21 protein-coding genes are annotated in these 22,915 nt (G+C 69.4%); 14 read left to right on the forward strand and 7 right to left on the reverse strand.

All coding sequences use genetic code 11. From position 1 onward, the window contains the following. The first annotated feature begins 161 nt into the window (after window positions 1-161). The 4 genes from ABZS54_RS04000 (at window position 162) to ABZS54_RS04015 (ending at window position 3,775) form a co-directional block, all read left to right on the forward strand. Window positions 162-980, forward strand: coding sequence for an alpha/beta hydrolase fold domain-containing protein (locus tag ABZS54_RS04000; RefSeq protein ID WP_355530777.1), 819 nt, complete (start codon window positions 162-164; stop codon window positions 978-980). Then, window positions 977-1,570: a hypothetical protein gene (locus ABZS54_RS04005; protein WP_355530779.1), complete on the forward strand. Its 594-nt coding sequence runs from the start codon at window positions 977-979 to the stop codon at window positions 1,568-1,570. Before ABZS54_RS04000 ends, ABZS54_RS04005 begins: the two co-directional genes overlap by 4 nt. A gap of 142 nt (window positions 1,571-1,712) precedes the next feature. Beyond that, window positions 1,713-2,513, forward strand: coding sequence for a FadR/GntR family transcriptional regulator (locus tag ABZS54_RS04010; protein WP_355530781.1), 801 nt, complete (start codon window positions 1,713-1,715; stop codon window positions 2,511-2,513). Beyond that, window positions 2,510-3,775 (forward strand): MFS transporter, encoded by a 1,266-nt coding sequence (locus ABZS54_RS04015; RefSeq protein WP_355530783.1) that lies wholly within the window; start codon window positions 2,510-2,512, stop codon window positions 3,773-3,775. Before ABZS54_RS04010 ends, ABZS54_RS04015 begins: the two co-directional genes overlap by 4 nt. Before the next feature lie 77 nt (window positions 3,776-3,852). Here the strand turns inward: ABZS54_RS04015 and ABZS54_RS04020 are convergent, their stop codons facing one another. Beyond that, the gene (locus tag ABZS54_RS04020) at window positions 3,853-4,650 is read right to left on the reverse strand and encodes an HAD family hydrolase (RefSeq protein WP_355530785.1); all 798 of its coding nucleotides are present in this window, start codon (window positions 4,648-4,650) and stop codon (window positions 3,853-3,855) included. After that, complete coding sequence (serS, locus tag ABZS54_RS04025; RefSeq protein WP_355530787.1) at window positions 4,647-5,924, reverse strand: serine--tRNA ligase; 1,278 nt, start codon at window positions 5,922-5,924, stop codon at window positions 4,647-4,649. The genes ABZS54_RS04020 and serS overlap by 4 nt, the downstream gene beginning before the upstream one ends. Before the next feature lie 102 nt (window positions 5,925-6,026). Here serS and ABZS54_RS04030 point away from each other — a divergent pair, with 102 nt between their 5' ends. Together ABZS54_RS04030 and ABZS54_RS04035 are read left to right on the forward strand one after the other, a co-directional pair. Then, on the forward strand, window positions 6,027-6,842 hold the full coding sequence (locus ABZS54_RS04030) for a phosphatase PAP2 family protein (RefSeq protein ID WP_355530789.1): 816 nt from the start codon (window positions 6,027-6,029) through the stop codon (window positions 6,840-6,842). A 30-nt stretch (window positions 6,843-6,872) separates the two neighbouring features. After that, window positions 6,873-8,519 carry a diacylglycerol kinase family protein gene (locus ABZS54_RS04035; protein WP_355530791.1) on the forward strand — a complete coding sequence of 549 codons (1,647 nt, stop codon included), beginning with the start codon at window positions 6,873-6,875 and terminating at the stop codon, window positions 8,517-8,519. A gap of 23 nt (window positions 8,520-8,542) precedes the next feature. On the opposite strand, the gene pheA is transcribed toward ABZS54_RS04035, so the two are convergent. Next, window positions 8,543-9,493: a prephenate dehydratase gene (gene pheA / locus ABZS54_RS04040; RefSeq protein WP_355530793.1), complete on the reverse strand. Its 951-nt coding sequence runs from the start codon at window positions 9,491-9,493 to the stop codon at window positions 8,543-8,545. Window positions 9,494-9,610: 117 nt separating this feature from the next. Between pheA and ABZS54_RS04045 the strand changes: the two genes are divergently transcribed. After that, on the forward strand, window positions 9,611-10,396 hold the full coding sequence (locus ABZS54_RS04045) for an ABC transporter permease (protein WP_355530795.1): 786 nt from the start codon (window positions 9,611-9,613) through the stop codon (window positions 10,394-10,396). Between the two features lie 334 nt (window positions 10,397-10,730). Here the strand turns inward: ABZS54_RS04045 and ABZS54_RS04050 are convergent, their stop codons facing one another. Then, complete coding sequence (locus ABZS54_RS04050) at window positions 10,731-11,096, reverse strand: BRO family protein (RefSeq protein WP_355530797.1); 366 nt, start codon at window positions 11,094-11,096, stop codon at window positions 10,731-10,733. 267 nt (window positions 11,097-11,363) lie between these two features. On the opposite strand from ABZS54_RS04050, the gene ABZS54_RS04055 reads away from it, so the two are divergent. From ABZS54_RS04055 to ABZS54_RS04070, 4 genes are all read left to right on the forward strand, one after another. Next, window positions 11,364-11,687 carry a hypothetical protein gene (locus tag ABZS54_RS04055; protein WP_355530799.1) on the forward strand — a complete coding sequence of 108 codons (324 nt, stop codon included), beginning with the start codon at window positions 11,364-11,366 and terminating at the stop codon, window positions 11,685-11,687. Next, complete coding sequence (locus ABZS54_RS04060; RefSeq protein WP_355530801.1) at window positions 11,687-13,318, forward strand: alpha/beta hydrolase; 1,632 nt, start codon at window positions 11,687-11,689, stop codon at window positions 13,316-13,318. Before ABZS54_RS04055 ends, ABZS54_RS04060 begins: the two co-directional genes overlap by 1 nt. Next, window positions 13,315-13,791, forward strand: a complete 477-nt coding sequence (locus tag ABZS54_RS04065; protein ID WP_355530803.1) for a hypothetical protein — start codon at window positions 13,315-13,317, stop codon at window positions 13,789-13,791. The genes ABZS54_RS04060 and ABZS54_RS04065 overlap by 4 nt, the downstream gene beginning before the upstream one ends. Window positions 13,792-13,968: 177 nt before the next feature. Further along, entirely contained in the window at window positions 13,969-14,139 is a 171-nt protein-coding gene (locus ABZS54_RS04070; RefSeq protein WP_355530891.1) for a transposase family protein, read from the forward strand. Between the two features lie 469 nt (window positions 14,140-14,608). Here ABZS54_RS04070 and ABZS54_RS04075 read toward each other — a convergent pair whose 3' ends face one another. Together ABZS54_RS04075 and ABZS54_RS04080 are read right to left on the reverse strand one after the other, a co-directional pair. Continuing rightward, on the reverse strand, window positions 14,609-16,534 hold the full coding sequence (locus tag ABZS54_RS04075; protein ID WP_355530805.1) for an FGLLP motif-containing membrane protein: 1,926 nt from the start codon (window positions 16,532-16,534) through the stop codon (window positions 14,609-14,611). A 1,153-nt stretch (window positions 16,535-17,687) separates the two neighbouring features. Further along, window positions 17,688-18,179: an ATP-binding protein gene (locus ABZS54_RS04080; protein WP_355530807.1), complete on the reverse strand. Its 492-nt coding sequence runs from the start codon at window positions 18,177-18,179 to the stop codon at window positions 17,688-17,690. 253 nt (window positions 18,180-18,432) lie between these two features. Here ABZS54_RS04080 and ABZS54_RS04085 point away from each other — a divergent pair, with 253 nt between their 5' ends. Both ABZS54_RS04085 and ABZS54_RS04090 read left to right on the forward strand, forming a co-directional pair. Further along, window positions 18,433-19,281, forward strand: coding sequence for a helix-turn-helix transcriptional regulator (locus tag ABZS54_RS04085; protein ID WP_355530809.1), 849 nt, complete (start codon window positions 18,433-18,435; stop codon window positions 19,279-19,281). A 15-nt stretch (window positions 19,282-19,296) separates the two neighbouring features. Then, complete coding sequence (locus tag ABZS54_RS04090) at window positions 19,297-19,527, forward strand: DUF397 domain-containing protein (protein ID WP_355530811.1); 231 nt, start codon at window positions 19,297-19,299, stop codon at window positions 19,525-19,527. 303 nt (window positions 19,528-19,830) lie between these two features. Here the strand turns inward: ABZS54_RS04090 and ABZS54_RS04095 are convergent, their stop codons facing one another. After that, the gene (locus ABZS54_RS04095; protein WP_355530813.1) at window positions 19,831-21,312 is read right to left on the reverse strand and encodes a serine/threonine-protein kinase; all 1,482 of its coding nucleotides are present in this window, start codon (window positions 21,310-21,312) and stop codon (window positions 19,831-19,833) included. Window positions 21,313-21,815: 503 nt separating this feature from the next. Here ABZS54_RS04095 and ABZS54_RS04100 point away from each other — a divergent pair. Further along, window positions 21,816-22,874 (forward strand): hypothetical protein, encoded by a 1,059-nt coding sequence (locus ABZS54_RS04100; RefSeq protein WP_355530815.1) that lies wholly within the window; start codon window positions 21,816-21,818, stop codon window positions 22,872-22,874. Window positions 22,875-22,915: the final 41 nt, after the last annotated feature.

Here is a 22,915-nt window from a genome sequence, read left to right on the forward strand (position 1 = left end):
TCGGGCCGCCCGCAGCATGCCGGTCGACCGGCCCGGAGCCCGGCTGGACCCCACCTTGCCCGGCCCGAGTCGCCCGCAGTTGCCCCGAACCGCCGCGATCCGACCCGACCCGCCGCGAGCCGCCGCGATCGACCGGCGCGAGCAGACCGAGGAGATCCGTCATGACCGCGACCCGCACCACCCTCGACGCCCTGCCGCCGTCGAGCACCATTCCCGGTGCCGATCACGACGTCCCGATCCGGATCTTCGCCGGCGGCCCCGGTTCGGCCGGCCTCCTGGTCTGGGCGCACGGCGGGAGTTGGCGCTCGGGGGCCACCGCCGACTGGGCGCCCGCGCTGGCCCACCTGGCCCGGATCGGCTCGACGACGGTGATCGGCGTCGACTACCGGTTGGCCCCCGAACACCCGCACCCCGTCGCCCTGCTCGACGTGCTCACCGTCCTGGACTGGGCCCGGGACCGGGCCGGCGCCGAGCCGACCTCGGTCGGTGGGGACAGCGCGGGCGCCACCATCGCCGCGTGCGCCGCACTGGCCCGGCGCGACCCGGACCGCCCGCTCACCGCGCAGGTGCTCGCCTACCCGCCGATCGACCCGGACCGCCGGGCCGCGTCCTACCGCGGCCGACCGGGGGCCTTCCCGTCCCGGGCCGCGCTGGGCTCGGCCTGGCGGGCGTACCGGGGGCAGGAGCCGATCCACCCGGCCGCCGTCGGCGCGCGAGCGCTGTACAGCACCCCGCACGAGGCCGCCGACCTCGCCGGGGCCGCCCCCGCGATCCTCGCGGTGGGCTCGCTCGACCCGGTCGTGGACGACGTCCGCGGCTACGCCCGACGACTGCGCGCCGCCGGCGTCCCGGTCGAGCTGCACGAACCCGTCGGCACCGGGCACGGCGCCTTCCTGACCGACCCGACCTTCCGGCACCGCCTGGGCACCGCGTACGCGGCGGCCCAGCGCGACGCCCGACCCGTACGGAGGATTCGATGAACACCACCGCTCTGCTGCGGCACTTCGCGGACCTGCGCGACGGCACCCACGGCGACGCGGTCTCGCGCCCGGACAAGGAAGGACTGTTCCGCACGGCCGTCGCACTGCTCGACCCGCACGCCCGTCGGGCGCTCGTGGAGCTGGACACCGATCTGCTGCTGGGCACCGGCGAGTACACCGCCACCGGCGTGCGACGCGCTCGGGACGGCGGTCTGGAGGCTGTCTGGGCGCTGTCCTGGCCGCAACAGCGCGCGGCGGGCGTCGCGCCGATCGTCCTGCGGGCGTTCTACGGCGCCGGTTTCCACCACCCGCACCTGCGCGGCGGCACGGTCGGCGAATGGCCGCTGAACGTGTTCACGCCCGAGCAGGCCGCTGAGGAACTGCCCACGCTGCGCGCGATCGCCGCCGCCGACCTGCACAACCTGGTCTTCCTGCGGGACTTCCGGATCATTCCGGCGACGACCGCTCCCGCGACGGGGAGCGCTGCGGGCGCCTCGAATGCCTCGGGCCCTTCGAACACCTTGGACGCCTCGAAAGACGCGGGTGCCTCGGGCGCCTCGGACACCGCGAGCACCGAGATCGGAGGCTGATCATGATCATGTCCGTCCGCCTTTTTGTCCCGGACCGGGAGCGGTCGCCGATCCCCGCCGACGCCGGCTTTGCGCCCGCCTCGCATGCACTATGCAGCTACTTGTAGGATGATTGGGCAACCCCACGAATCCGGGAGAGTCCATGTCGCTCCAGGCTGCCGGTAGACGTTCTCTCGTCGACGACGCGATCGACCAGCTCCGCGCCCAACTGACCGCCGGGACATGGCCGATCGGCGCGCGCATTCCCAGTGAGAGCGTGATCGCCGAACGGCTCCGGGTCGGCCGGAACACCGTGCGCGAGGCCATCCGCGTGCTCGTGCACGCCGGAATGCTGGAGTCGCGCCAAGGCGACGGGACGTACGTGCGCTCCACCACCGATCCCGGCGACCTGGTCCGCCGGATCGAGCACGCCGACCTGCGGGACATCTTCGAGATGCGCCGCGCGCTGGACGTGGAGGCCGCCCGACTCGCCGCGCAGCGCCGGAATGCCGAGGACCTGGACCGGATCCGCCGCTCGCTGATCCGCCGCGGCGCGGCCGACGGCAGCGCGGACAACCCCGAGCCGCACGACTTCGACCGCGGCGGTGTGGCCGAGGGCGAGCTGGACGACCTGGTCGAACAGGACGTGGCCTTCCACACCGCGATCGCGATCGCGTCGCACAACTCGGCGATGGTCTCCACCTACCGCTGGTTCAGCGACTCGCTGTGGCGCAGCATCCGCACGGTGGTCGGCGACGGCACCCTCCCGGACGCGTCGCACGCCCTGCACGTGGCGCTGGCCGACGCGATCGAGGCGGGCGATCCGGACGCGGCCGAGCAGGCCGTGCGACGAATCCTCGAACCCGCCGTGATCGCCCTCGACGCACTGCTGCAAGACCAGGTGGAGGACCGACCCATGGAGCACGACCCGATGGAGCACCACCCGATGGAGCACGACGCATGAGCACGACCGAGTTGCGCATACCCCCGACCGGGAAGACCGCCGGCAGCACCGTGCGGGCGACCGGCGGCGCGCTGCTGCTCGCCGGCATCGTGCTGATCGCGCTCAACATGCGGGTCGGGCTCTCCAGCGTGTCCCCGCTCGTGGGCGAACTGCGTGACGTGTTCCACCTGTCCGCGACCACGGGCAGCCTGATCACCGCGATACCGGTGCTGTTCCTGGGCCTGATCTCGCCGCTCGCGCCGATCGCGGCACGCCGGTACGGCACCGAACTCGTGCTGCTGGGCGCGCTGGTCGTGGTCGGCCTCGGGATCCTGCTGCGGGTGATTCCCGACCTGACCGCGCTGTTCGCGGGCGGCGCGCTGGTCGGTGCCGGGATCGCGGTGCTGAACGTGTTGATGCCGGGCGTGGTCAAGCGCGAGTTCCCGCACCGGGCGGCGGCGATGATCGGCGTGTACAGCGCCGCCATGGTCCTCGGCGCCGCGGTCTCGGCGGGCGCGACGGTGCCGCTGGAGAACGCGATCGGGCACGGTTGGCAGCCGGCGCTCGGTATCTGGGCGCTGCTCGCCTTCGCGGCGGTGGCGGTCTGGCTGCCGCACGTGCGCCGCCGGCGCGGGGGCGTCGCGGCGGCGATGCCGCACGTGCCGGGTCTGTGGAAATCGCCGCTCGCCTGGCTGGTGACCGGGTTCATGGGCCTGCAGTCGCTGCTGTTCTACGTACTGCTCGCGTGGATGCCGACCATCCTGACCGACAACGGGATGAGCAAGGGCACCGCGGCGACGATCTTCGCGTTCAACACATTCGTCCAGATTCCGGCCTCGTTCGCGGGGTCGATCATCGCCGGTCGGATGCGGAACCAGAGCCCGCTGGTGTTCGGCTCGGTCGGCCTGATCGCGGCCGGCTATGTGGGACTGATGGTCGCGCCCACGGGCGGGGCGTGGTTGTGGGCGGTGCTGCTGGGACTCGGACAGGGCGGCGCGGTGTCGCTCGCGCTGACCCTGATCGTGCTGCGCTCGCCGGATCCGAACACGGCCGCGCAGTTGTCCGGGATGGCGCAGGCGGTCGGCTACGTGTTCGCCGCGTTCGGGCCGTTGGCCGCCGGGGCGCTCCATCAGGCCACGGACGGGTGGACGGTGCCGATCGTGCTGATGCTGGTGTTGTCCGCGTGTGCGCTCGCCTGTGGGGTGGGTGCTTCGCGGCCGGTTCATGTGCACGTACGCGTGGCGCGGGAGGTTGTCGTACCCGCCCGTCCGCCCGTCACGTGAGGTGGAAACGTTTCGCGGACTTCGGGCGTCGCGGTGAGCGATCGGGGCCTGGCGGCCGGGCGATCGGGTACTCCGGTTCAGCTTTCCGGGAACAGGCGTTCCAGGACCACCGCGATGCCGTCGTCCATGTTGGACAGGGTCACCTCGTCCGCGACGGCGAGCAGTTCGCGGTGGGCGTTGGCCATGGCCACGCCGTGTGCGACCCACTTGAACATGGTGACGTCGTTGGGCATGTCGCCGAACGCGATGGTGTCGGCGGCCTTGGCGCCCAGCTTGCGCGCGGCCAGGGACAGGCCGACCGCCTTGCTCAGACCCAGCGGCAGCAGCTCGACGATGTCCCGTCCGGCGTGCGTGACGTCCACCAGACCGGTGCAGATCTTGCGCGCGCACGCGGTCAGTCGCTCGTCGTCGTAATCGTCGTGGTGCAGGTAGAGCTTGAGGATCGGCTCCGACCACAGCTCGTCGCGGTCTCGGACCACGTGCACGGGCAGCACCGGGTTGTACGGGTAGCCGCGCTCCACGACGACCTCGCCGGTCAGCCCGTCCCGGCTGACCGCGAACCGTACGTCGCCCAGTTCCCGGGTCAAGCGCTCGGCGGCCAGCTTCGCCAATTGGCGGTCCAGCGTGACCGATGTGAGCAGCCGCTGCTCGCCCGCGTGGTAGACCTGCGCGCCCTGCCCGCACACCGCGAGCCCCCGGTAGCCCAGCGCCTCGAATATCGGACGCGTCCAGGACACCGCGCGCCCGGTCACTATCACGTGCTTGGCACCGGCCGCGGTGGCCCGGGCCAGCGCCGCGCGGTTGCGCGCCGAGACGGTGTGGTCCTCGCGCAGGAGCGTGCCGTCCAGGTCGGTGGCGACCAGGGAGAAGGTCACGCCTGCACCGGTTCCAGCACCTCACGGCCGCCGAGGAAGGGACGCAGCGCCTGCGGGACGATCACCGAGCCGTCCGGCTGCTGGTGGTTCTCCAAAATCGCCACGATCGTGCGCGGCACCGCGCACAGCGTGCCGTTGAGCGTGGCCAGCGGGCGGGTGCCCTGCTCGTCGCGCATGCGTACCTGGAGCCGGCGGGCTTGGAACTCGGTGCAGTTCGAGGTCGACGTGACCTCGCGGTACTTGCCCTGGGTCGGGATCCACGCCTCGATGTCGAACTTGCGCGCGGCCGAGGCGCCGAGGTCGCCGGAAGCGACATCGATCACCCGGTACGGCAGTTCGAGCCGGTTCAGGAACTCCTTCTCCCACGCCACCAGGCGCCGGTGCTCGGCCTCGGCCTCCTCCGGCGCGACGAAGCAGAACATCTCCACCTTGTCGAACTGGTGCACCCGGATGATGCCGCGCGTGTCCTTGCCGTACGTGCCGGCCTCGCGGCGGAAGCACGGCGAGAAGCCGGCGTAGCGCAGCGGCAGTTCCGCGGCCGGGATGATCTCGTCCATGTGGTAGGCCGCGAGCGGCACCTCGGCGGTACCCACGAGGTAGTAGTCGTCGGCCTCGAGGTGGAACACGTTCTCCGCGGCCTGACCGAGGAAGCCGGTGCCCTCCATCGCGTGCGGGCGCACCAGCGCGGGCGTCAGCATCGGCGTGAAGCCGGCCTCGGTCGCCTGTGCGACGGCCATGTTGACCAAGGCGAGTTCGAGCAGCGCGCCGACACCGGTCAGGTAGTAGAAGCGCGAGCCGGACACCTTCGCGGCCCGCTCGACGTCGATCGCCTTGAGCATCCGGCCCAGCTCGACGTGATCGCGCGGCTCGAAGCCCTCCGCCGCGAAGTCGCGCGGCGTGCCGATCTCCTCGAGCGTGACGAAGTCCTCTTCGCCGCCGACCGGCGCGTCCGGGTCGATCAGGTTGGCCAGCGACTTGAGCAGCCGGTCGGTCTCGGTCTTGGCCTCGGCCTGCTCCGCGTCCGCGGTCTTGACCTCGGCGGCCAGCGTCTGGGCCCGGGTCAGCAGCTCCTGCCGTTCGTCGCCCTTGGCCTTGGAGACCTGCTTGCCGATCGACTTCTGCTCGCCCCGCAGCGCGTCGAACCGGGAGCCGGACGAGCGGCGGAGCTCGTCCGCCGCGAGCAGCGCATCGACGATGGTCTCGTCCTCGCCGCGGGCGCGCTGCGAAGCGCGGACACGGTCGGGATCCTCACGGAGCAGTCGCAGGTCGATCACGGCCAAAGCCTACCGGGGCCCCGCCAACGGATTTCGCGGGTGCGACGAACCCGACGGTGGCGAAACAGACGTGCCGGCCGAAATCCGGGCTAAGAATGAGACATGACCTCGACTCCCACCTGGACCAGGAAGCGCCTCGACCCGGACCGCCGATTCGGCCTCAGGTTGACCCTGGTCACTCTCGCGCTGCTGGTGGGCGCCCTGCCGTTCGGGCTGCTCGCGCTGTTGGTGGAGACCAAGTGGTCGCCGCTGCTCGACCTGGACAAGGACGTCGCGACCGGACTCAACGACTGGGTCCGTGAGCACCCCGGGTGGCAACACGCGCTGCGGATTCTCAGCGACTGGGTCTGGGATCCGAACATGTATCGCCTCCTGGTCGCGATCATGTGCGGGTGGCTCTGGTGGCGCGGCGCCCGCCGGCTGGTGGTGTGGGCGGTGGTCACCATGGTGGTCGGCGGCCTGCTCGGCGCGTCGCTCAAGCTCGTCTTCACCCGGGCCCGGCCGAATCTGCCCAATCCGGTCGATCACGCCGGCGGCTGGTCCTTTCCGTCCGGGCACGCGCTGATGGGTGTCATCGGCCCCGGCGTGCTGCTGCTGGCGCTGTTGCCGCTGATCCCGCGCGCGTGGCGGCCGCTCGCATGGGCGGTCGCGATCGTCTCGGCGGTCGGCGTCGGGTTCACCCGGGTCGCGCTCGGCGTGCATTACGTCACGGACGTGGTCGGTGGCTGGGTGCTCGGCCTGATCGTGCTCGCCGCGACCTCGGCGGTGTTCGAATGGTGGCGTCGCGACGCGGGACTACGGAACGTGGATGCGACCGAGGAGGGCCTGGAACCGGAGATCGACGGGCACGGCCCGGATCCGGAGATTTCGCACATTCGACCCGGAACCGATGGGCACTCCTCGGATCGGCGGAACTGAAGGATCGACGGCCGGGTAAGAATGTCGGTCATGCTGACCGAAGCAGGACGGTTCCTGCGCCGTATCGTCCTGCCCCTTGTCATATTGACCTTCGTCATGGTCGGCCTCGGTCTGCTGATCACCAAGACCCTCGACGGTGTCTGGCCGTTCACGGTCGAGGACGACCTCGACCGCACCTTCGCCGAGCATCGCTCGGGCGGTTGGAACGACGTCACCCACCTGTTCTCCACGCTGGCCGACACCCGTGTGATCATCGCCACCACGCTGCTCGCGGCCGTGGTGGCCCGAATCGTGGGCCACTCCTGGCGCGGCCCGATGTTCCTGGCCTGCTCGGTGGCCGGTCAGGCGCTGGTGTTCTTCCTCGTCCAACTCTTCGTCTCGCGCGATCGCCCGGACGTCCCGCGCCTGGACGCGGCGGCCGCGACGTCGAGCTTCCCGTCCGGGCACACCGGCGCCGCGTTCGCGCTGTACGGCGGGCTGGCGGTGCTGCTCACGAGCCGACTGCGCGGGCGCTGGCCGGCCGTCCTGGTGTGGGTGCTGCTCGGCGCGATACCGCTCGCGGTGGCCGGGAGTCGGATGTACCGCGGCATGCATCACCCCAGCGACGTGCTGATGTCGCTGCTGTACGCGAGCGTCGTGCTGGCGGTGATGAACCGCGCACTGCTGTCCCCGAAGTCGGTCTGGGGATATCTGTCCCGGCGGCGCGAGGCACCGCAGGGAGCCGACGGCGGGCTGCCGCGCGCGGCAGTGGTGGTCAACCCGATCAAGCTCGACGTCGCCGAGTCGCGCACCCGGATCGACCGGATCATGCACGACGCCGGGTGGGCCGAGCCGTTGTGGCTGGAGACGACGGTGCTCGATCCGGGCGCCGGGGTGACCGCGAAGGCGCTGGCCGAGGGGGTCGACCTGGTCATAGCCGCGGGCGGCGACGGCACGATCCGCGAGTGCGCCGGCGCGCTGGCCGGTACGGACACCCCGCTCGCGGTGATCCCGGCGGGCACAGGCAACCTGCTCGCACGCAACCTCGGCCTGCCGATCGACATCGCCGACGCGCTGCACGTGGCCATGCACGGGCGGGACCGGCGAATCGACCTGGGCACGGTGGACCCGGACGACGAACTCGCCGGTACGGCGGGCATCGAAGCGCGCTGCTTCACCGCGATGGCCGGCATCGGTCTGGACGCGGCGATGGTCGCGGACGCGCCGGACGCGCTCAAGAAGAAGGTCGGCTGGCCCGCGTACGTGGTCTCCGGCGCCCGGCACCTGCGCGATCGGCGGATGCGGGTGACGTTGACCGTGGATGACGGCGAGCCGATCCGGCGGCGGGCCCGGATGGTGCTGGTCGGCAACGTCGGCGCACTCCAGGCCGGCATGCAGTTGCTGCCGGGAGCGGTGCCGGACGACGGGCTGTTGGACGTGGTGGTGTTCGCGCCGTACGGGATGACCGGTTGGGCGCACGCCACGGTGCGGGTGATAGGCCGGCGCCGCGATCAGGAGCCGGCCGTGGTGCCGGTCAAGCAGCAACGGCTGCGCCCGATCGAGCACTTCACCGGCCGACGGGTGCTGATCGAGACCGATCGGCCGGAGCCGCGCGAGCTGGACGGCGATCCGATCGGGCCCGGCACCCGGCTCGCGGTCCGGATCCGGCCCGGCTCACTCACGGTGCGGGTGCCCTGAGGCGCTGTCGGCGCTGCTTCGGTTCAGATTCCGTCGCCGCCGCGGGCGCGGGCCAGCCATTCGCTCGCGTTGGCGAACTCGGCGTCCGAGGTGCCTCGGCGCAACTGGGGGCGGACCCGGTCGGCGCGCGGGTAGGACCCGAGGAAGCGCACCGCCGCGCACACGCGCCGCAACCCCATCAGCGCCTCGCCGACCCGGGCGTCGGCGACATGGCCCTCGGCGTCCATCGAGAAGAAGTAGTGCCCGAGCCCGTCCCCGGTGGGCCGCGACTCGATCCGGGTCAGGTTGACCCCGCGGACCGCGAACTCCTGGAGGATCTCCAGGAGCGCGCCCGGGTGGTCGTCCACGATGTATGCGACCACCGTGGTGCGGTCGGCGCCGGTGGGCACGGTGGGCCGGTCCGGGCGCTCGACCAGGACGAAGCGGGTGACCGCGCCCTCGACGTCGTGGATGTCGGTGATCAGCGGCACCAGGCCGTACGGCCCGGCCGCGAACTCGCCGGCCAGGGCCGCGTCGTAGCGGCCCTCCTGGACCAGGCGAGCGGCGTCGGCGTTGGACGCGGACGAGTACCAGTGCGCGTCGGGCAGGTTGGTCGAGAGCCAGTTGCGCACCTGCGGCTGCGCGTGCGAGTGGCTGGAGATGGTCTTGACGTCCGCCAGGGTCACCCCGGGACGGACCAGCAGCGCGAACGCGATCGGCAGCAGGACCTCGGCGGTGATCACGAGCGGGACACCGGTGGCCAATTCGTCCAGCGTGACGGACACGGCCCCTTCGACCGAGTTCTCCAGTGCGACCACCGCGCCGTCGGCGTCGCCGTGGCGGACCGCGTCCAGGGCGGCGGGCACCGACTCCATCGGGGTGACCTCGGCGTGCTCCGCGCCCGGCAGCATGCGCAGGGCGGCCTCGGTAAAGGTGCCCGCGGGGCCGAGGTAGGTCCAGCGGGGCGCGGCGGCGGGCGTGCGGGCGTCGGACATGTCGTCACTGTACTGAGCCGGCCCGCGTGCTTCGGTCGTGTTCCGTGGTGCGGACGGTCGCGGACGGTCGCGGACGGTCGCGATGCGTGCTTCCGCCGGGAGGGTGAGGCTGAGCCTGTGGAAAACGCCGCGACGCTGCTGCCGGTGACCCCCACGCTGGGGATCGTCGCCGTGCTGCTCCTGCTCGCCGCGACGGCGGTCGCCGGGGCGGCGCGACTGGGCCACGGCCGGGCGGTGATGATGTCCGGGGTGCGGGCGGCGGCGCAGTTGCTGGCGGTGTCGTTCGTCATCACACACGTGGTGGATCGGCTCGGCCTCGCGGCCCTGTTCGTGGTGATGATGTACACCGTCGCGGCCCTGACGGCGGCCGGGCGAGTGACCGCGAACCGACGGTTGCTCTGGCCCGCGGTGCCGATCGTGACGGCGACGGGGCCGACCCTGGTGCTGCTGTGGGCGACCGGTCTGCTGCCGGCCAAGGGCATCGTGCTGATCCCGATCGCGGGCATCCTGATCGGCGGCGCGATGACCGCGACGGTGCTGGCGGGGCGGCGGGCGTTGGAGGAGTTGGCACAGCGCCACGGCGAGGTCGAAGCCGCTCTGACCTTGGGTTTCACCGATCGCGACGCGGCGATGGAGATCTGTCGGCCGGCCGCTTCCGGGGCGATGATCCCGGCCCTGGACCAGACCAGGACGGTGGGGTTGGTGACCCTGCCGGGGGCCTTCGTGGGCATGTTGCTCGGCGGGGCGACCCCACTGCAGGCGGGGGCGGTGCAGCTGTTCGTGTTGGTCGCACTGCTTCAGGTTCAGGCGGTTGCGGTGGCCCTGACCATCGAGTTGGCTGCGCGGGGACGGCTGGTGCGGAGGGGGGCGGATCCGGGGCGCGCGGGCGGCTCGGGCACGTAGCGGTAGGTCTGCCCGCGCACCGCCGAGCGCGTGGTCGAGTCGCTCACACCGTGCTCGCGGGCGAGCCGGTACACGGACACTCCGCCCCGGGCCCGACGCCGACACGCGGCCCCGACCTCGGGGTGAGACGACACCGATCGCCAGGTGTGGGTTGATCCACCGACCTGTGGATAACCCTGTGGAAATCGCTGTGGAGAACTTGGGCGGGGCTGTGGGATTCCGAGGTGGGAGGGGTCGTGTGAGGAGTGTCTGTGGACAACTGGGCCCGACTCGAATCGGCCGGAGAGGCGGGCGACGGCCATGGTGGCCATGGTGTTGATCTCGATGGCCTTGGTCAGGTCACCGGTGCGGGAGGCGAGATCGGTGATCGATCCGATCGCGCGGGAGAGCAGCGCGTCCATGTTTTCGCTGGTGGCGGGGTGTAGCGGCCGGTGCGGCGGCTGGTGGGCAGGACGTCGTGGGTGACGCGGCGGCGGAAGGGTTTGGCCTCCGGCTTGTTGCTGCGCAGGGTCAGTGTGTAGAGGCCGGACTCGCTGACGAAGGTCATGTTCGGATTGCCTCGATCAATACCGTGTCGATTTGACACAGTATTTCGCCTGAACTGCGGTTTTGCGCACAATCGCCGTAGTCCTTTCGTCCGGATCGAGGGCTCCGACTGTGTGGCGCGAGTTGGCCTGCAAGGCAAGTGCCCCACAGACATCGGAGGCACAGAACCATGGTGAGTCGTGGTCCGCAGGATGCGCTGCGGGCTGTTCCCGCCGCATTGCTTCAAAGAGGCTCATGTGTCCCCCCGATCGGCTCACCGCGTTCGCCCATACGTATGAACGATCCTGGGGCGACGGGGTTACGCGCTGATTGGTGGGTCTGTTCGCCCTTGGGGGATTCTCGGGTCCGGGCGGACGGGTGAAGGTTTTCGGTGGGTATCGTTTGATCTCATTGCGTGATCAGACAACCACGGGGAGGGATCTTGGCTGGTGGTGGCGGTGCCGGCGGGGGCGGCTCGGCGCGGGTTCGGGTCGAGACGGGGGCGTTGCGGCAGGGGGCCGCGGCGGCTCGTGAGGTGGCGGGAGTGCTGCGACAGGCGTCCGTAAAGCCGAGCGCGGCGGTCGTCGGGTGTCCGGGGTTCGCGGTTGCCGCGGCGGCCGGTGCGCTGGCGGCCGCGTGGGCGGACCATCTGCGGACGCTCGCGGACGGGTACGGCGGGGCCGGTGAGGTGTTGACGGCCAACGCCGACGCGCACGATCGCACCGATCAGGCGGCGGCGGGTGCGTTCGCGGGGGCTCGGCGCTGATGGTGACGCTGACGCAGCTTCGTGACGCCGCGTTGGGCGGGCTGGATCGGGCGGTGGCCGAGTGGACCGACCTGGCGGCCGCGTTGGACGGTGTGGTCGGACGGGCGACGACCGGTGTGGGCGGGCCGTTGCGGGCCTCGCACTGGGAGGGCGCGGACGCGGATGCGGCGGAGCGGGGTGTGGCCGCGCGTGGTGAGCAGGTCATGGTCGCGGCACAGGAGGCCCGGTGCGTGCTGACCGTGCTGGACACGGCGGCTGAGCAACTGCGGTACGCGCAGCACGAACTGCGGGCGGGGCTGGAGGAGGCCGCGGCCGCGGGGTTCACCGTGTTCGAGGACGGGCGACTGGTGGCGGCCGACCCGACGCGCGGCGCCGACGCGGCGATGGTCTCGCGGCGACACGAGTTGGAGCAGCGGTTGGCCGTGCCGGTCCGGACGGCGACCGAGGTCGACACGCGTTGTGCGCAGACGCTGGCGCGGTTGCACCCGACCGGTACGGCCGACTGGGCGGACACCGCCGCCGACGGTGCGTGCGTGATGGCGTTGGCGGGGCTGGACCTCGCCACCATCCCGAAGGGCGATCCGGTCGCGGCGGCCAAGTGGTGGGCGGGGCTAAATGCGTCGGAGCGGGCGATGTATCTGGCCGGCTATCCGGCGGTGCTGGGGGCGATGGACGGGTTGCCGACGGAGATCCGGGACCGCGCCAACCGGGTCGCGCTGGCCGAGACGAAGGTCGCGCTGCTCGCGGAACTGGCCGCCGCGCGTGCCAAGCGGGATGCGGCGGGGCGCACCGACGACGCGAAGTGGCGATTCCGCGTCACCGCCCTCAAGGAACGCCTGGCGGCCATCGAGGGCTTGGAGGCAACCTTGCGCTCCGGCGACGACCTGTACCTGATGGGCTTCAGCGCCAAAGACGACGGCCGCGCAATCGTCGCCATCGGCAACCCCGACATGGCCGCCCACACGGCGGTATACGTCCCGGGGACGGGGGCAGGATTGGCCAGAATTGGCTCGGATGTCAACCGGATGCGGAGTCTTTGGCTGGCGGCTCGACAGGAGTCTCGAGGCGGCGGGATTTCCACGATTACTTGGGTTGGCTATGACGCTCCGGACACTCTGGTGCATGCCATATCAACCGCTGACGCCGATGAGGCTGCGCCATCTTTTGCGCGCTTCTTGCGAGGAGTGGGAGTAGCTCAGGGTATTAGTTCCAACGAACATGTCACCGTGATCGGGCACAGCTATGGATCAGTGGTTGTTGGACAAGCGGCGCATTACAGTGGCGGACTCTTTGCGCGGGATATTGTCGTGGCTGGCAGTCCGGGCATGCATGTGACTAGAGCGAAGGATCTTGGTATTTCCCCGAGGCATGTGTGGGTAGGGGCGGCAGACGGTGATCTTGTTACCGATGTGGGTGCGGGGGCTCATGCACCGATGTCCGAGAACGACGGTGTTCGTAGACGCGTAACTCCAGATGCTCGAGAGTTCGGCGCAAATCGATTCACCTCTGACGGTTCCAGGGGCCACAGTGAGTACTGGTCTACGGCTAATCCAATGAGTCTGAACAACCAGGCTGCGATCGTCACGGGAAACTATCAAGACGTTCGCCTGGAGTGGGGAGAGCGGCCATGAGATGCTTCCTGGGTCTATTCCTTCTAGTCTCACTTATTGCAGGCTGCGGGAAGTCAGAAAACTCGGCTGGAGGTGCGAGTCGTGTTGAAATCGATCGGACTCTCCGAGAGTACTCCAGTCGTGTCTTCGACGGTCTCGAATTGCATGGCAGGCATGGCGATGCAGATGAGATTCATTCGACTTTTTGTGAATCTCATTCAGTGAATGAAGGTTCCAACCTGCAGCTGGTCACGCATTTTTGGCAGATTGATGATTTGCCTGTGGCGGAGGCTCGGGCGGCGGTTGACCGGCTGCGCAAGTATCTAGAGATCCAGAAATGGCAGATTCTTGACTATGCTCTGCCGCCAGAGGTTGGTAATGCAATTGTGCAAGCCAAGAATTCTCGGGATAGCTACGTCATCTGGGTCAAGGCTATCGAGGAAATGAATCGCGTCATCATTCGGGTTTCTTCGCCTTGTGTCAGGTTTCCCTAAGAGTTTTCCCGTAACCGCTGGCGCGCTACTGCGTTGCCCACAGTTTGGTACGGCAAGCGATCCGACGTGGAATTGAGCCGTTTTTCCGGGATGAACGAGTTGCAGTTTCGGAAGCTTGTCGCGCTGGTGAGCCGTCGAGGCGGCGACGTCCGATACGGTTGACCGTGGCGGCTCTGCCTGCAGCACCGGGTGTTGCCAATAGCCACCTACTGGCGGACCAACCTGACGTTGTTGCGGGTCGCTCCATTATTCGGGGTCTCGAAGTCTGCGGCAAATCAGGTACTGGACCACGACTCCCGGCGATCCCGCCCGCGCGTCGGCTGCGGCAGGACACCGTGCCGTCGTTGAAAGCACCCTTGTGCCTACACGGGATCCACTGTCGGGCCTTCGTTGAGTCCGGCGTCGACCGCCATGCCCTGGTCTTGGAGGACGGTGCCTATAAAAGAACCTTGGCTCTGGTCCGTACCGGCCGTCGCGGATAGGAGCACCTCACGCCCGAACAAAAGGCCGACAACGCCGTCCACGCAGGGCCCGAGCCGGGGCCGAGGGCGGCTGGAACAAGCGCCTGCGGCACGCGGGAGAACTCGTCCGACACGACATCGGCGTCCTTGTGGCGCACTCGACATGGCGGGGTGACGACGTGTGGACGGTCGATTCCATTCCGCGAACGCCACAGCGGCCGAATTCCGGCAGGTGTCGTCGTCCGTAGCTTGTTACGAACCGGGCGCCGACGGCCGCCATTCGGCACACCAACCACGCCGACCAGCCGACCCGACTTCACCGACTGTCTACGACCACCGACCCACGTCGGAAGCCTTCATCGAGGAGGCCGGAGGCGGAAGATGGTCCAGAAGGTTAGGGAGGCGAGGGCGGCGGTGGCGAAGAGGGTGGTGGAGCGGAGCCACATGGCTCGGGTGATGCCTTCGGCGGCGCCGGTGGGGTCCAGGAGGGCCAGGGCGAACAGGAACACGGCCAAGGCGTAGATGGCCGCCCAGGCCCAGCGGTTCCATTGCCACAGGGCGTGGCCGTCCATGAACTGCATCGGCAGCAGGCCGAAGACCAGGCCCACCACCGCGGCCACGAAGCACTGGGTGAGCAGGTCCTCGGCGAAGACCCAGCCGAAGGGTGCGCCGTCCGACTCGTTCAGGATGTGGGTCACCGGGATGCGCCACACCCACGCGACCACCGCGAGGCCCGCCAGGGACCACGAGCCGATGGCGATCGCGCGCCCCTCGTCGGCCGGTGACATCCGACGCAGGCCGGCCGAAGTGAAGGCCAGGAACAGGCCGTACACGTAACCGGGCGTCAGATGCAGCAGGCGCGAGGCCGCGGCCAGGACCAGGGCGACGCCCAGTGCTCCGGGCAGCAGCCGAGGCAGCGCCCGGATGCGCGAGACGCGGCGTCGGTACGCCTCCGCCGAGCCCTCGTACACCAGGACGCCCAGCGGTACCGCCGCCACCAGGGCCAGGGCGAGTGCGGCGGTGCCCGCGTTCCAGCCCGTGCCCGGTTCGACCGCGACGCAGAACGAGGCCGAGAGCAGCACGAAGGCGAGAACCTGCAACTCGGGTACCCGTGGTTGCGATCGAGGCCGCGCCGCCCCCGGGCGCAGTCGGCGTCGGATCCGCAGGTGGTTCTGTTCCCAGGTCTTGTTGAACAGTTCGGCCGAGAAGCCCAGCACGGGTAGTGCCACCACCGCCGTCGCGCCGGCCAGCAGCACCGGCCGGGGCTCGTCGAACAGCGCGCCCGGGCTCGGCAGGTTCACCGCCGCCTCGGACCGGTCCGCCGCCACCGCCGCGGCCGCGGTTTCGGCCGCGCCGAGTACCGCGACCCGTACCGAGAAGTCGCCGTCGTACCCCGCGCCCGTCGTACAGGCGACGGTCAACGTCCCGTCCCCGCCCGGCAGTTCACGCGGCACTCGAACATCGCCCGCGAACCGCCCGTCGGCGGCCACCGGCACCGTCCCCAGCACGGCGGTGCCATGACGCACCGTCAGCGAGCCGGTTCCGCCGTCGACCGGTCGGCCGCACGCGACGAATCCGCTGCCCGCGATCCGCAACGGTTGCCCGGCGGTCGGCTGAGCGGGCGTCAGCGTCAACTCCGGCTGGGCGACGCGGAAGTCGGTGCGCAGTGTGACCCCGTTGTCGGGCATGCCGGCGCCCTGCGCAAAGCAGCTCACCGTGACCGGCCGTGGGCCGCGATCCGGCCCGTCCGGCACGGTGAAGCGGTAGGCCTCACCCTTGTTCCTGGTGTTCTGGACGCTGAGCTTGGTGAGCTCATGCCCGCCCCAGGTCACCCGCGCGTCGTCGTCGGCGTTCGATGGTCCACAGCGCAGGTCGGTCCACAGTGTGACCTCGGTGCCCGGTGCTCCCGCGGCCGGCTCCACGATCAGCCTTTTTGCGGGTAGTTCGGCCGGTGGGGTCTTGGTCTCCCGGGCTTGATAAGCGTTGATCTCGATCGCGGTCTGCGCGAGGACGTCCTCTTCCTCATCGGCGCAGTGCACGGTGATCCGGTTCACCGGCCCGGCGATGGTGGTTTCCGCGTTCGAGCTGAAGACCGGGGTCGGAACCTCGTGCCGGAACGCGATCGAGTTGCCGTGTGCGGTGTCCACCGGCAGGTCGGCCGCGAGCAGATCCTGATACCCCCCGGAACTGCCCCCGCTGGCCGACAGCAGATACACGTTCACCTTGTTCAGTGCGCAGCCGGTCAGCCCGGATCCCCGGATCGCCACCATGTCTCCGGGCATGGCCGTTCCGGGTGTCACGGTCACCGATGGGCCGGTGGCTCCCGTCGCCGGCGCCGCGAGGGCCAAGGGCGCCAGCGCCAACGCCACCGCCCCGATCCCCGTCCCGAGCGCGACCCGCGCCCGCGTCCGTGTCCGTATCCGTGTCCGCAGCTGTTTTGCGTTCATTGGTCCCCGTTCCCCGTAGCCGAGCACCGACGATGATGCCGGCCGGCGCGGGCCCGCAACGTGTCTTGGTGAAACCCGAAGAGCGGTCCGCACTCACCCGCCGGCACCGATTTCTCGGTCCACCACGGCTACGGACCCACGATTGCCGGTGCCGTTCGCAGGTCGGGGTCCGTTTGTTCGCCGACCGGGGCCGTTCGCGGGTTCGCCGAAGGCGACGGTCTATTCGTTCCGTGGCGCCATCAGGTTGGGCATCTCGAAATCGGAGCAGGTAGCCGGTGAGGAACCGATCCCAGTTGGGCGGCAGCGGCTCGGTGCCTCGCTCGGCGTACATCTCGTGCGCCCGGCCGACGGATCCGCACGCTCCAACGAGCACGGCCACCGCGATCGTCGTGGTGTGGGCAGGACCCCCGAGCACGATGACCCGGTGGCGGCGGGCCAGGAGGAGCACCTTGTCGATCAGCTGTTCGAGCGCGATTACCGGATGGTCGCCCACTCCCCGTTCGGGTACCGGAGATCGGAATACGGACACCGGCCGGACGGCTCGCCGAATCGGCCCGTCGTTCACCCGCCGGTCCACCACCACGGCGAACTCGGGAGCCTGCTCCGGCGGCAACGCCCATTCGCCGAGGGCCCATTCGCGATATCGGCGGCGCGTGAGCCGGTGGGAGCGAGTTCCTGCGACCACGTCGACGCGCTGACTGGGTGGCCGGCCGGGAGCCTCGGCGACCCACAGGTTCGGCACGACGAGCCAGGCCCGACGATCGGATTGCCGCTTCATATTCGAGGTCTCCTCTCCTTGGGCGGGGCCGGGGGCGTTGCCTGCCAAAGCCGCCCCCGACCCCGGTACATCCACGCCATCGCGTCCGGACGACGCGAGCGCGAAACCGAGGTGGCAGCGAGTCGATTCGGCGGCTGGGGGAGCCTGCCTCGTGGGTGGCCCGCTGCCACGCGATCCCCGTATCGCCCGTAGGCATACGGAGGATTGGGGTTACCGCGAGCGGCGGACCTCGGCCCACGCACAGGTCCCGTGCGCGCCGCGACGGACGCCGGACCGGGTGGCGTAGCCCTCGACCAAGTCCCATCCCCGTCCGTGCTCGGACATGGCCTGTGGTCCGACGGTGGGGGTGAATCGCCATCGGCCACGGTCGATGACCTCGACCCACACCGACGACGCATCACAGGACAGGACCACGGTCATGTCCGCCGAGCCGCTGTGTTCGACGGCGTTGCCGGCCAACCCGCTGGTGATCGCCCGGACGGCGTCGCGGCCGTCCTCGTCGATCCCCCAATCGACGCACAACTGGCAGGCCCACCTGCGGACTCGGCCGACGTGGATGGCCTCGGCCGGCGCCGCGTAGACCGCCACCGACTCGTCGGGTAACGCCTGAGGCCGGATCGGGCACCGCAGGCCGCCCGGTTCTCGGTCGGCGTCGGTGGCGCGGACGGGTTCGAGCTGCTGCCGGTGGCGGTCATCGTTCACGGCGTACCTCGCGGGTGCTTGACCGTTCTTCGGATGTGAGGCACGCCGAGCGAGCCCCATGTCATCCCATGTCGGGTTCGTTCCACACGATGCCGTGATGGGATCCCATGGTGCAACGACATCGGCGATTCCCAAGCAGAACGAGTGAAGTGTTGTCGGCGATGCAGGAGTTCCTGATGTCCCACGAATCGGATGTCATGCGGCAGACTTGCAGGACGCAATCACAGGACGCCTACGCAGGGGAGGCAAGCGCGTGACCGAACCCCATGGTCCGACCGTGCGACGACGGCGCTTGGGTTCTGAGCTGAGGCGGTTGCGTGAGGCGGGAAACCTTCGCCTGGAGGATGTCGCCAAGGTGTTGGACTGCTCCACGTCCAAGGTCAGTCGCATCGAGAACGGCCAAGGGCTGGCGAAAACGATCGAGATCAACGCCATGCTCGATCTGTTCAAGGTGAGTGAGCCGGAGGCTCGCGCCAAGGTTACGAACATCCATAAGCAGGCCGGTGAACAGGGCTGGTGGGAACAAGCCGAGTACGAGCAAGTCCTGCCATCCGGACTCGGCGTGTACGTGGGCCTCGAGTACGATGCGCGGGCCCTTCGATCCTGGGACCTGGGTTGGGTGCCCGGCCTTCTGCAGACCGAGGCGTACGCGCGGGCCGTGCTGTCGGATAGTCGCTCGGTGGACCAGGCGGTCGAGATCGACCGGCTCGTGTCGGTGCGAACCGAACGGCAGAAGCGGCTTACGGCGCCGGAACCCTTGGAAGTGTGGGCCATCGTTGACGAGTCCGTTCTTCGTCGACCCATCGGTGGCTCGGCCGTCATGCGGGAACAGGCCGAGCACCTGTTGAAGATGGCCGCCCTCCCCAATGTGACCCTGCAGGTCTATCCGTTCGCCAAGGGCACGCACCCTGGCCTCAGAGGCTCGTTCTCGATCCTGGAGTTCGGCGCCTCTGATCCGGACACGGTGTATGTGGAGAGTCCGAGCGGAAACGCCTTCGTGGAGCGGGACCGCCAAGTCGTGGCCTTCAACCGCACGTTCAACCACCTGTGCGCAAGCGCGCTCGATCCCGAAGAGTCCGTGGCCCTCGTCCGGGCCTGCTAAGGAGTGACCAGTTCAATGAACGACGAGACCCCCCGGCTCGACAGCCTCGACCTCAGATCTCTTGCGTGGTTCACGTCGTCGGCGACCGGTGATCAGGGTGCCTGCGTAGAGATCGCGCACCTGCCGGGCGGCGGAGTCGCGGTGCGCGATACCAAGGATCGGACGAAACTGCCGCACCTCTACACCGCGCGGGAATGGGACGCGTTCCTGTTTGGCGTCAAGAACGGCGAGTTCGACCGTCCTTAGCCAAAGCCAACCGACCAAGGGGGTGCCATCCGCACGGATGGCACCCCCTTGCAGGCGCTGAAGTTCGAAGAAGCAGCGAAGTTGTTCGGTCGGAGCGATGGCAGCTTCAGCGGGCCGAGGCTTCTTGTAGTGCGTCTGCGGCACACGATCTTCGTGGTGCCCTGAGCTGCGCGACCGTATCGGCAACACCCAACCGTCGACTTTCGCGACGAAGCACTTCGGCCTCCGACAGCGACGCCCGGAACGTCGCCGCCGGGCGCCGCACGACAAGACAGGCCGGATGATCGGGTAGGCGGCGGCAGATCAACCCGGTGACGATGAAACCCGGTTCCATTCATTCAAGGCCAAGTCCGAGCAGCCGGGTCCGAATCGCGGCACCGCGCCCATGAGGAAACCCCTGAGGCTGCGGCTGTTCTTGCCGTCGGCGGCGTAGGCGTCCAGAGCGTTCTGGATTTGCTGCTTCTGGTCTGTCAGCGCCTTCTGTACGTCGGGCGGCGTGTGGGGAGTGCTCAAGTCCTGCGCGTTCAAGTCGAGGGCCCGCTGGAGGAGCGAGCGGACGTCCCCGGTGGAGCGGTCCTGTAAAACTAGGGAGGCATCGCCCACGTTTTGCCCGATCTCTATGCGGTGCTGGCAGCCTGCGATCTTGTCGATGGGACACCTGCCCTTGGAGTCGGCGTCGAGGCACCAGTCCGGGCCCTTCACCGCCTTGCTTCCGTTCCCGGTCGACGGTCCCGGTGTGCCGGTGGTCGAGGAGTGTTCGGTCGAGGAGCTGTTGGTCGAGGAGTCGTCGTCGCTGTCCCCGGAGGTCAGGGCGATCGCCGTTCCGATGCCGATCGCCAACGCGAGGACGACGCCCCCCGCGATGAGGCCGACCTTGCGGCGCGGCTTGGCCGGGACCGACGTCCGCGCGGGAACGGGCGGGGCATGGACGGGCCGAGGGGGACCGGGGCGCGCGGTCACCGTGGGCGCGGACGAGATCGACATCGGCGCGCCTTCCAGCACGGCCAGTGCCTGCTCCACGGTCGGTCGGTTGGCGGGGTCCTTGTCCATCAGACGGCTGATCAACGGAGTCAGCGGCCCCGCTCGGGTTGTCTCCGGTGCCGTCCCCAAAACCACGGCCGTCAACGTCTCGGTCGGGGTGTCCCGACGGAAGGGCGAGAAGCCCTCGGCGGCCTGGAAGAGGGTCACACCCAGGGAGTACAGGTCCGCGGCAGCTCCGGAGTCCTGTCCGTTGAACCGTTCCGGAGCCATGTACTCCAAGGTGCCGATCAGGCCGTTGCTGCTGGTCATCGCGGTATCGGCCGAGTGCACGGCGATGCCGAAGTCGGTGAGGAAGACCGTCCCGCCGGCACCGAGCATGACGTTCTGCGGCTTCACGTCCCGGTGCACGATCTCCATGTCGTGCGCGGCACCCAGCGCTGCCAGCAGCCCCCGGGCAATCCTTGCCACGCTCTCGGTCGGCATCGGCCCCTGCTCGGAGACCACCTCGGCCAGGGACTGGCCGTCCACGAAATCCATGACGATCCACGGCTTGCCGTCCTCCAGGACGACGTCGTAGACAGCCGCGATATTGGGATGACCGCGGAGTTTGGCGGCGTTGCGTGCTTCGCGCTCTGCCCTCGCCAGGCGCTGCGAGTGCTCGTCCTCCGACAGCCCCGCCAGGAAGACCTCCTTGACCGCGACCCCGGTGCCCAGCACCGAGTCCCAGCCCTTCCACACCTTGCCGAACGCGCCCGCGCCCAACTCTTCGAGTAATTCATACCGGCCGCCGACACGTCGCACCATGTACTCACCCCGTGTGTGTTTCGAAAGGCACCAACAGCAGGCTAGGTAGCCTATGTTCACCCAAGATCCACGGGAACGAACGCATGCAGGCACGGTGATGGATGCTCAACCCCGAACCGAAGGTCGACCGGTGCTCGGTCCACGCCCACTGACCCTCAACCACCCCAAGGCCCTTGTCGCACCGGCGGCGAGGGCCTTCGGCACTCGCCCGGAGCCGCCGATCGGCCCAGAACTTGCCTCGTGGGCGGGCGAGTTGTGACGACTAGACCCGTTCGGGTGAATCCTACGGGATTTGGATCTTTCGGCGGATTGGCAAACCTAAACTCACGCTCGTAAGAAGCTTGTTTGAGCCGGTTTCGGCCCCAGCGCGGTGTGCAACCACCGCACCAGGGGCCTACCCGATACGAGACAACGGGATCCCGTATGGACATTCTCCACCGTACCCAAAACCCTTCCGCCGCAAGGCCCTACCGCGCATATCCCACCCCTTCGGGTGCGGCCCGATGACCATCGTCCGGGCCGAGCACAAGCGCGACTTCGTTCAGGTGACCAACTCCCTCGCCCGCGACGACCGGTTGGAGTACGGCGCTCGCGGACTGGCCGAGGAACTGCTCTCCCGGCGGCATGTCGCCACCTACGACTCGCGCGCGATCGCCGCCAAGTGCTGTCGTGAAGGCCGGAGTACCATCCGCCGCTACTTCGCCCAGCTCCAAGAGCACGGCTACCTGCGGCGGCGGACCGTCCGGGACGAGCGCGGGCGCCTGATCACCCAGACCGTGCTGTGCGAGGACCCCAACGCCGCCGACCCCTTCGCCGAGCTCGACGCCGCCGCGCGGGAAGCGGAGAAGTGCCAGGTCGTACCGACAGCCAGGGTCCCGGCAACCGGCCGGCCGACTGCCGCGCGGCTGGTCGGTAAACCCCCCAATACGAACAAGATGAATACGTGTGGGAGATCCCTTCCCACCTCCCTCCCCACGACCGAGACGTGCGCGCGCGGAGCGCACGAACGCGCGTCCCCGCCCGGCCAGGACCCGCTCGACTCGTTCATGTTCCCCGAACACTTCGAGCAGGCCGGGCAGTTGCTGGCCGAACTCCGCCTCGACGCCCCGCGCCTGACCCTGGGCGAACGCGACATCGACTATCTCAGGCCCCTCGCCGCGCAGTGGCTCGCGCGCGGCGTCCCCTACTACCGGGTCGTGCATGCCCTCACCAGCGGCCTGCCCCACCCGCTCGTCGCCCCCGCGCGGTTGGTCGAGTATCGGCTGCTGAACAAGATTCCGCCGGCGGATCCCGGCTACATCTCGCCGTGGCCGCCCGTACCTGCCCCGCCCCCGAAGATCCCCGCGCAAGCCTCGCCCCCGAAGATCCCCGCACAAGCCCCGGCACCGCCGCCCGAACGCCTCGATGCGCGGTGCAGCACGTGCGAATGCGACATGCCCCCGGGTCCGCACGACGACCGGGCGATCTGCGTCGACTGCCGCAACGACAGCTATGCCCGCACCACCGACACCGGCGTCGCCAAGCTACGAGCGGCACTTCGCGAAGCCCGCGATCGGCGCTGAACCCGCACCGACTCGCACCGACCCGCGCTTACCCGCGCCGC

The sequence above is a fragment of the Embleya sp. NPDC005575 genome (assembly GCF_040605455.1).
Classification (GTDB): domain Bacteria; phylum Actinomycetota; class Actinomycetes; order Streptomycetales; family Streptomycetaceae; genus Embleya.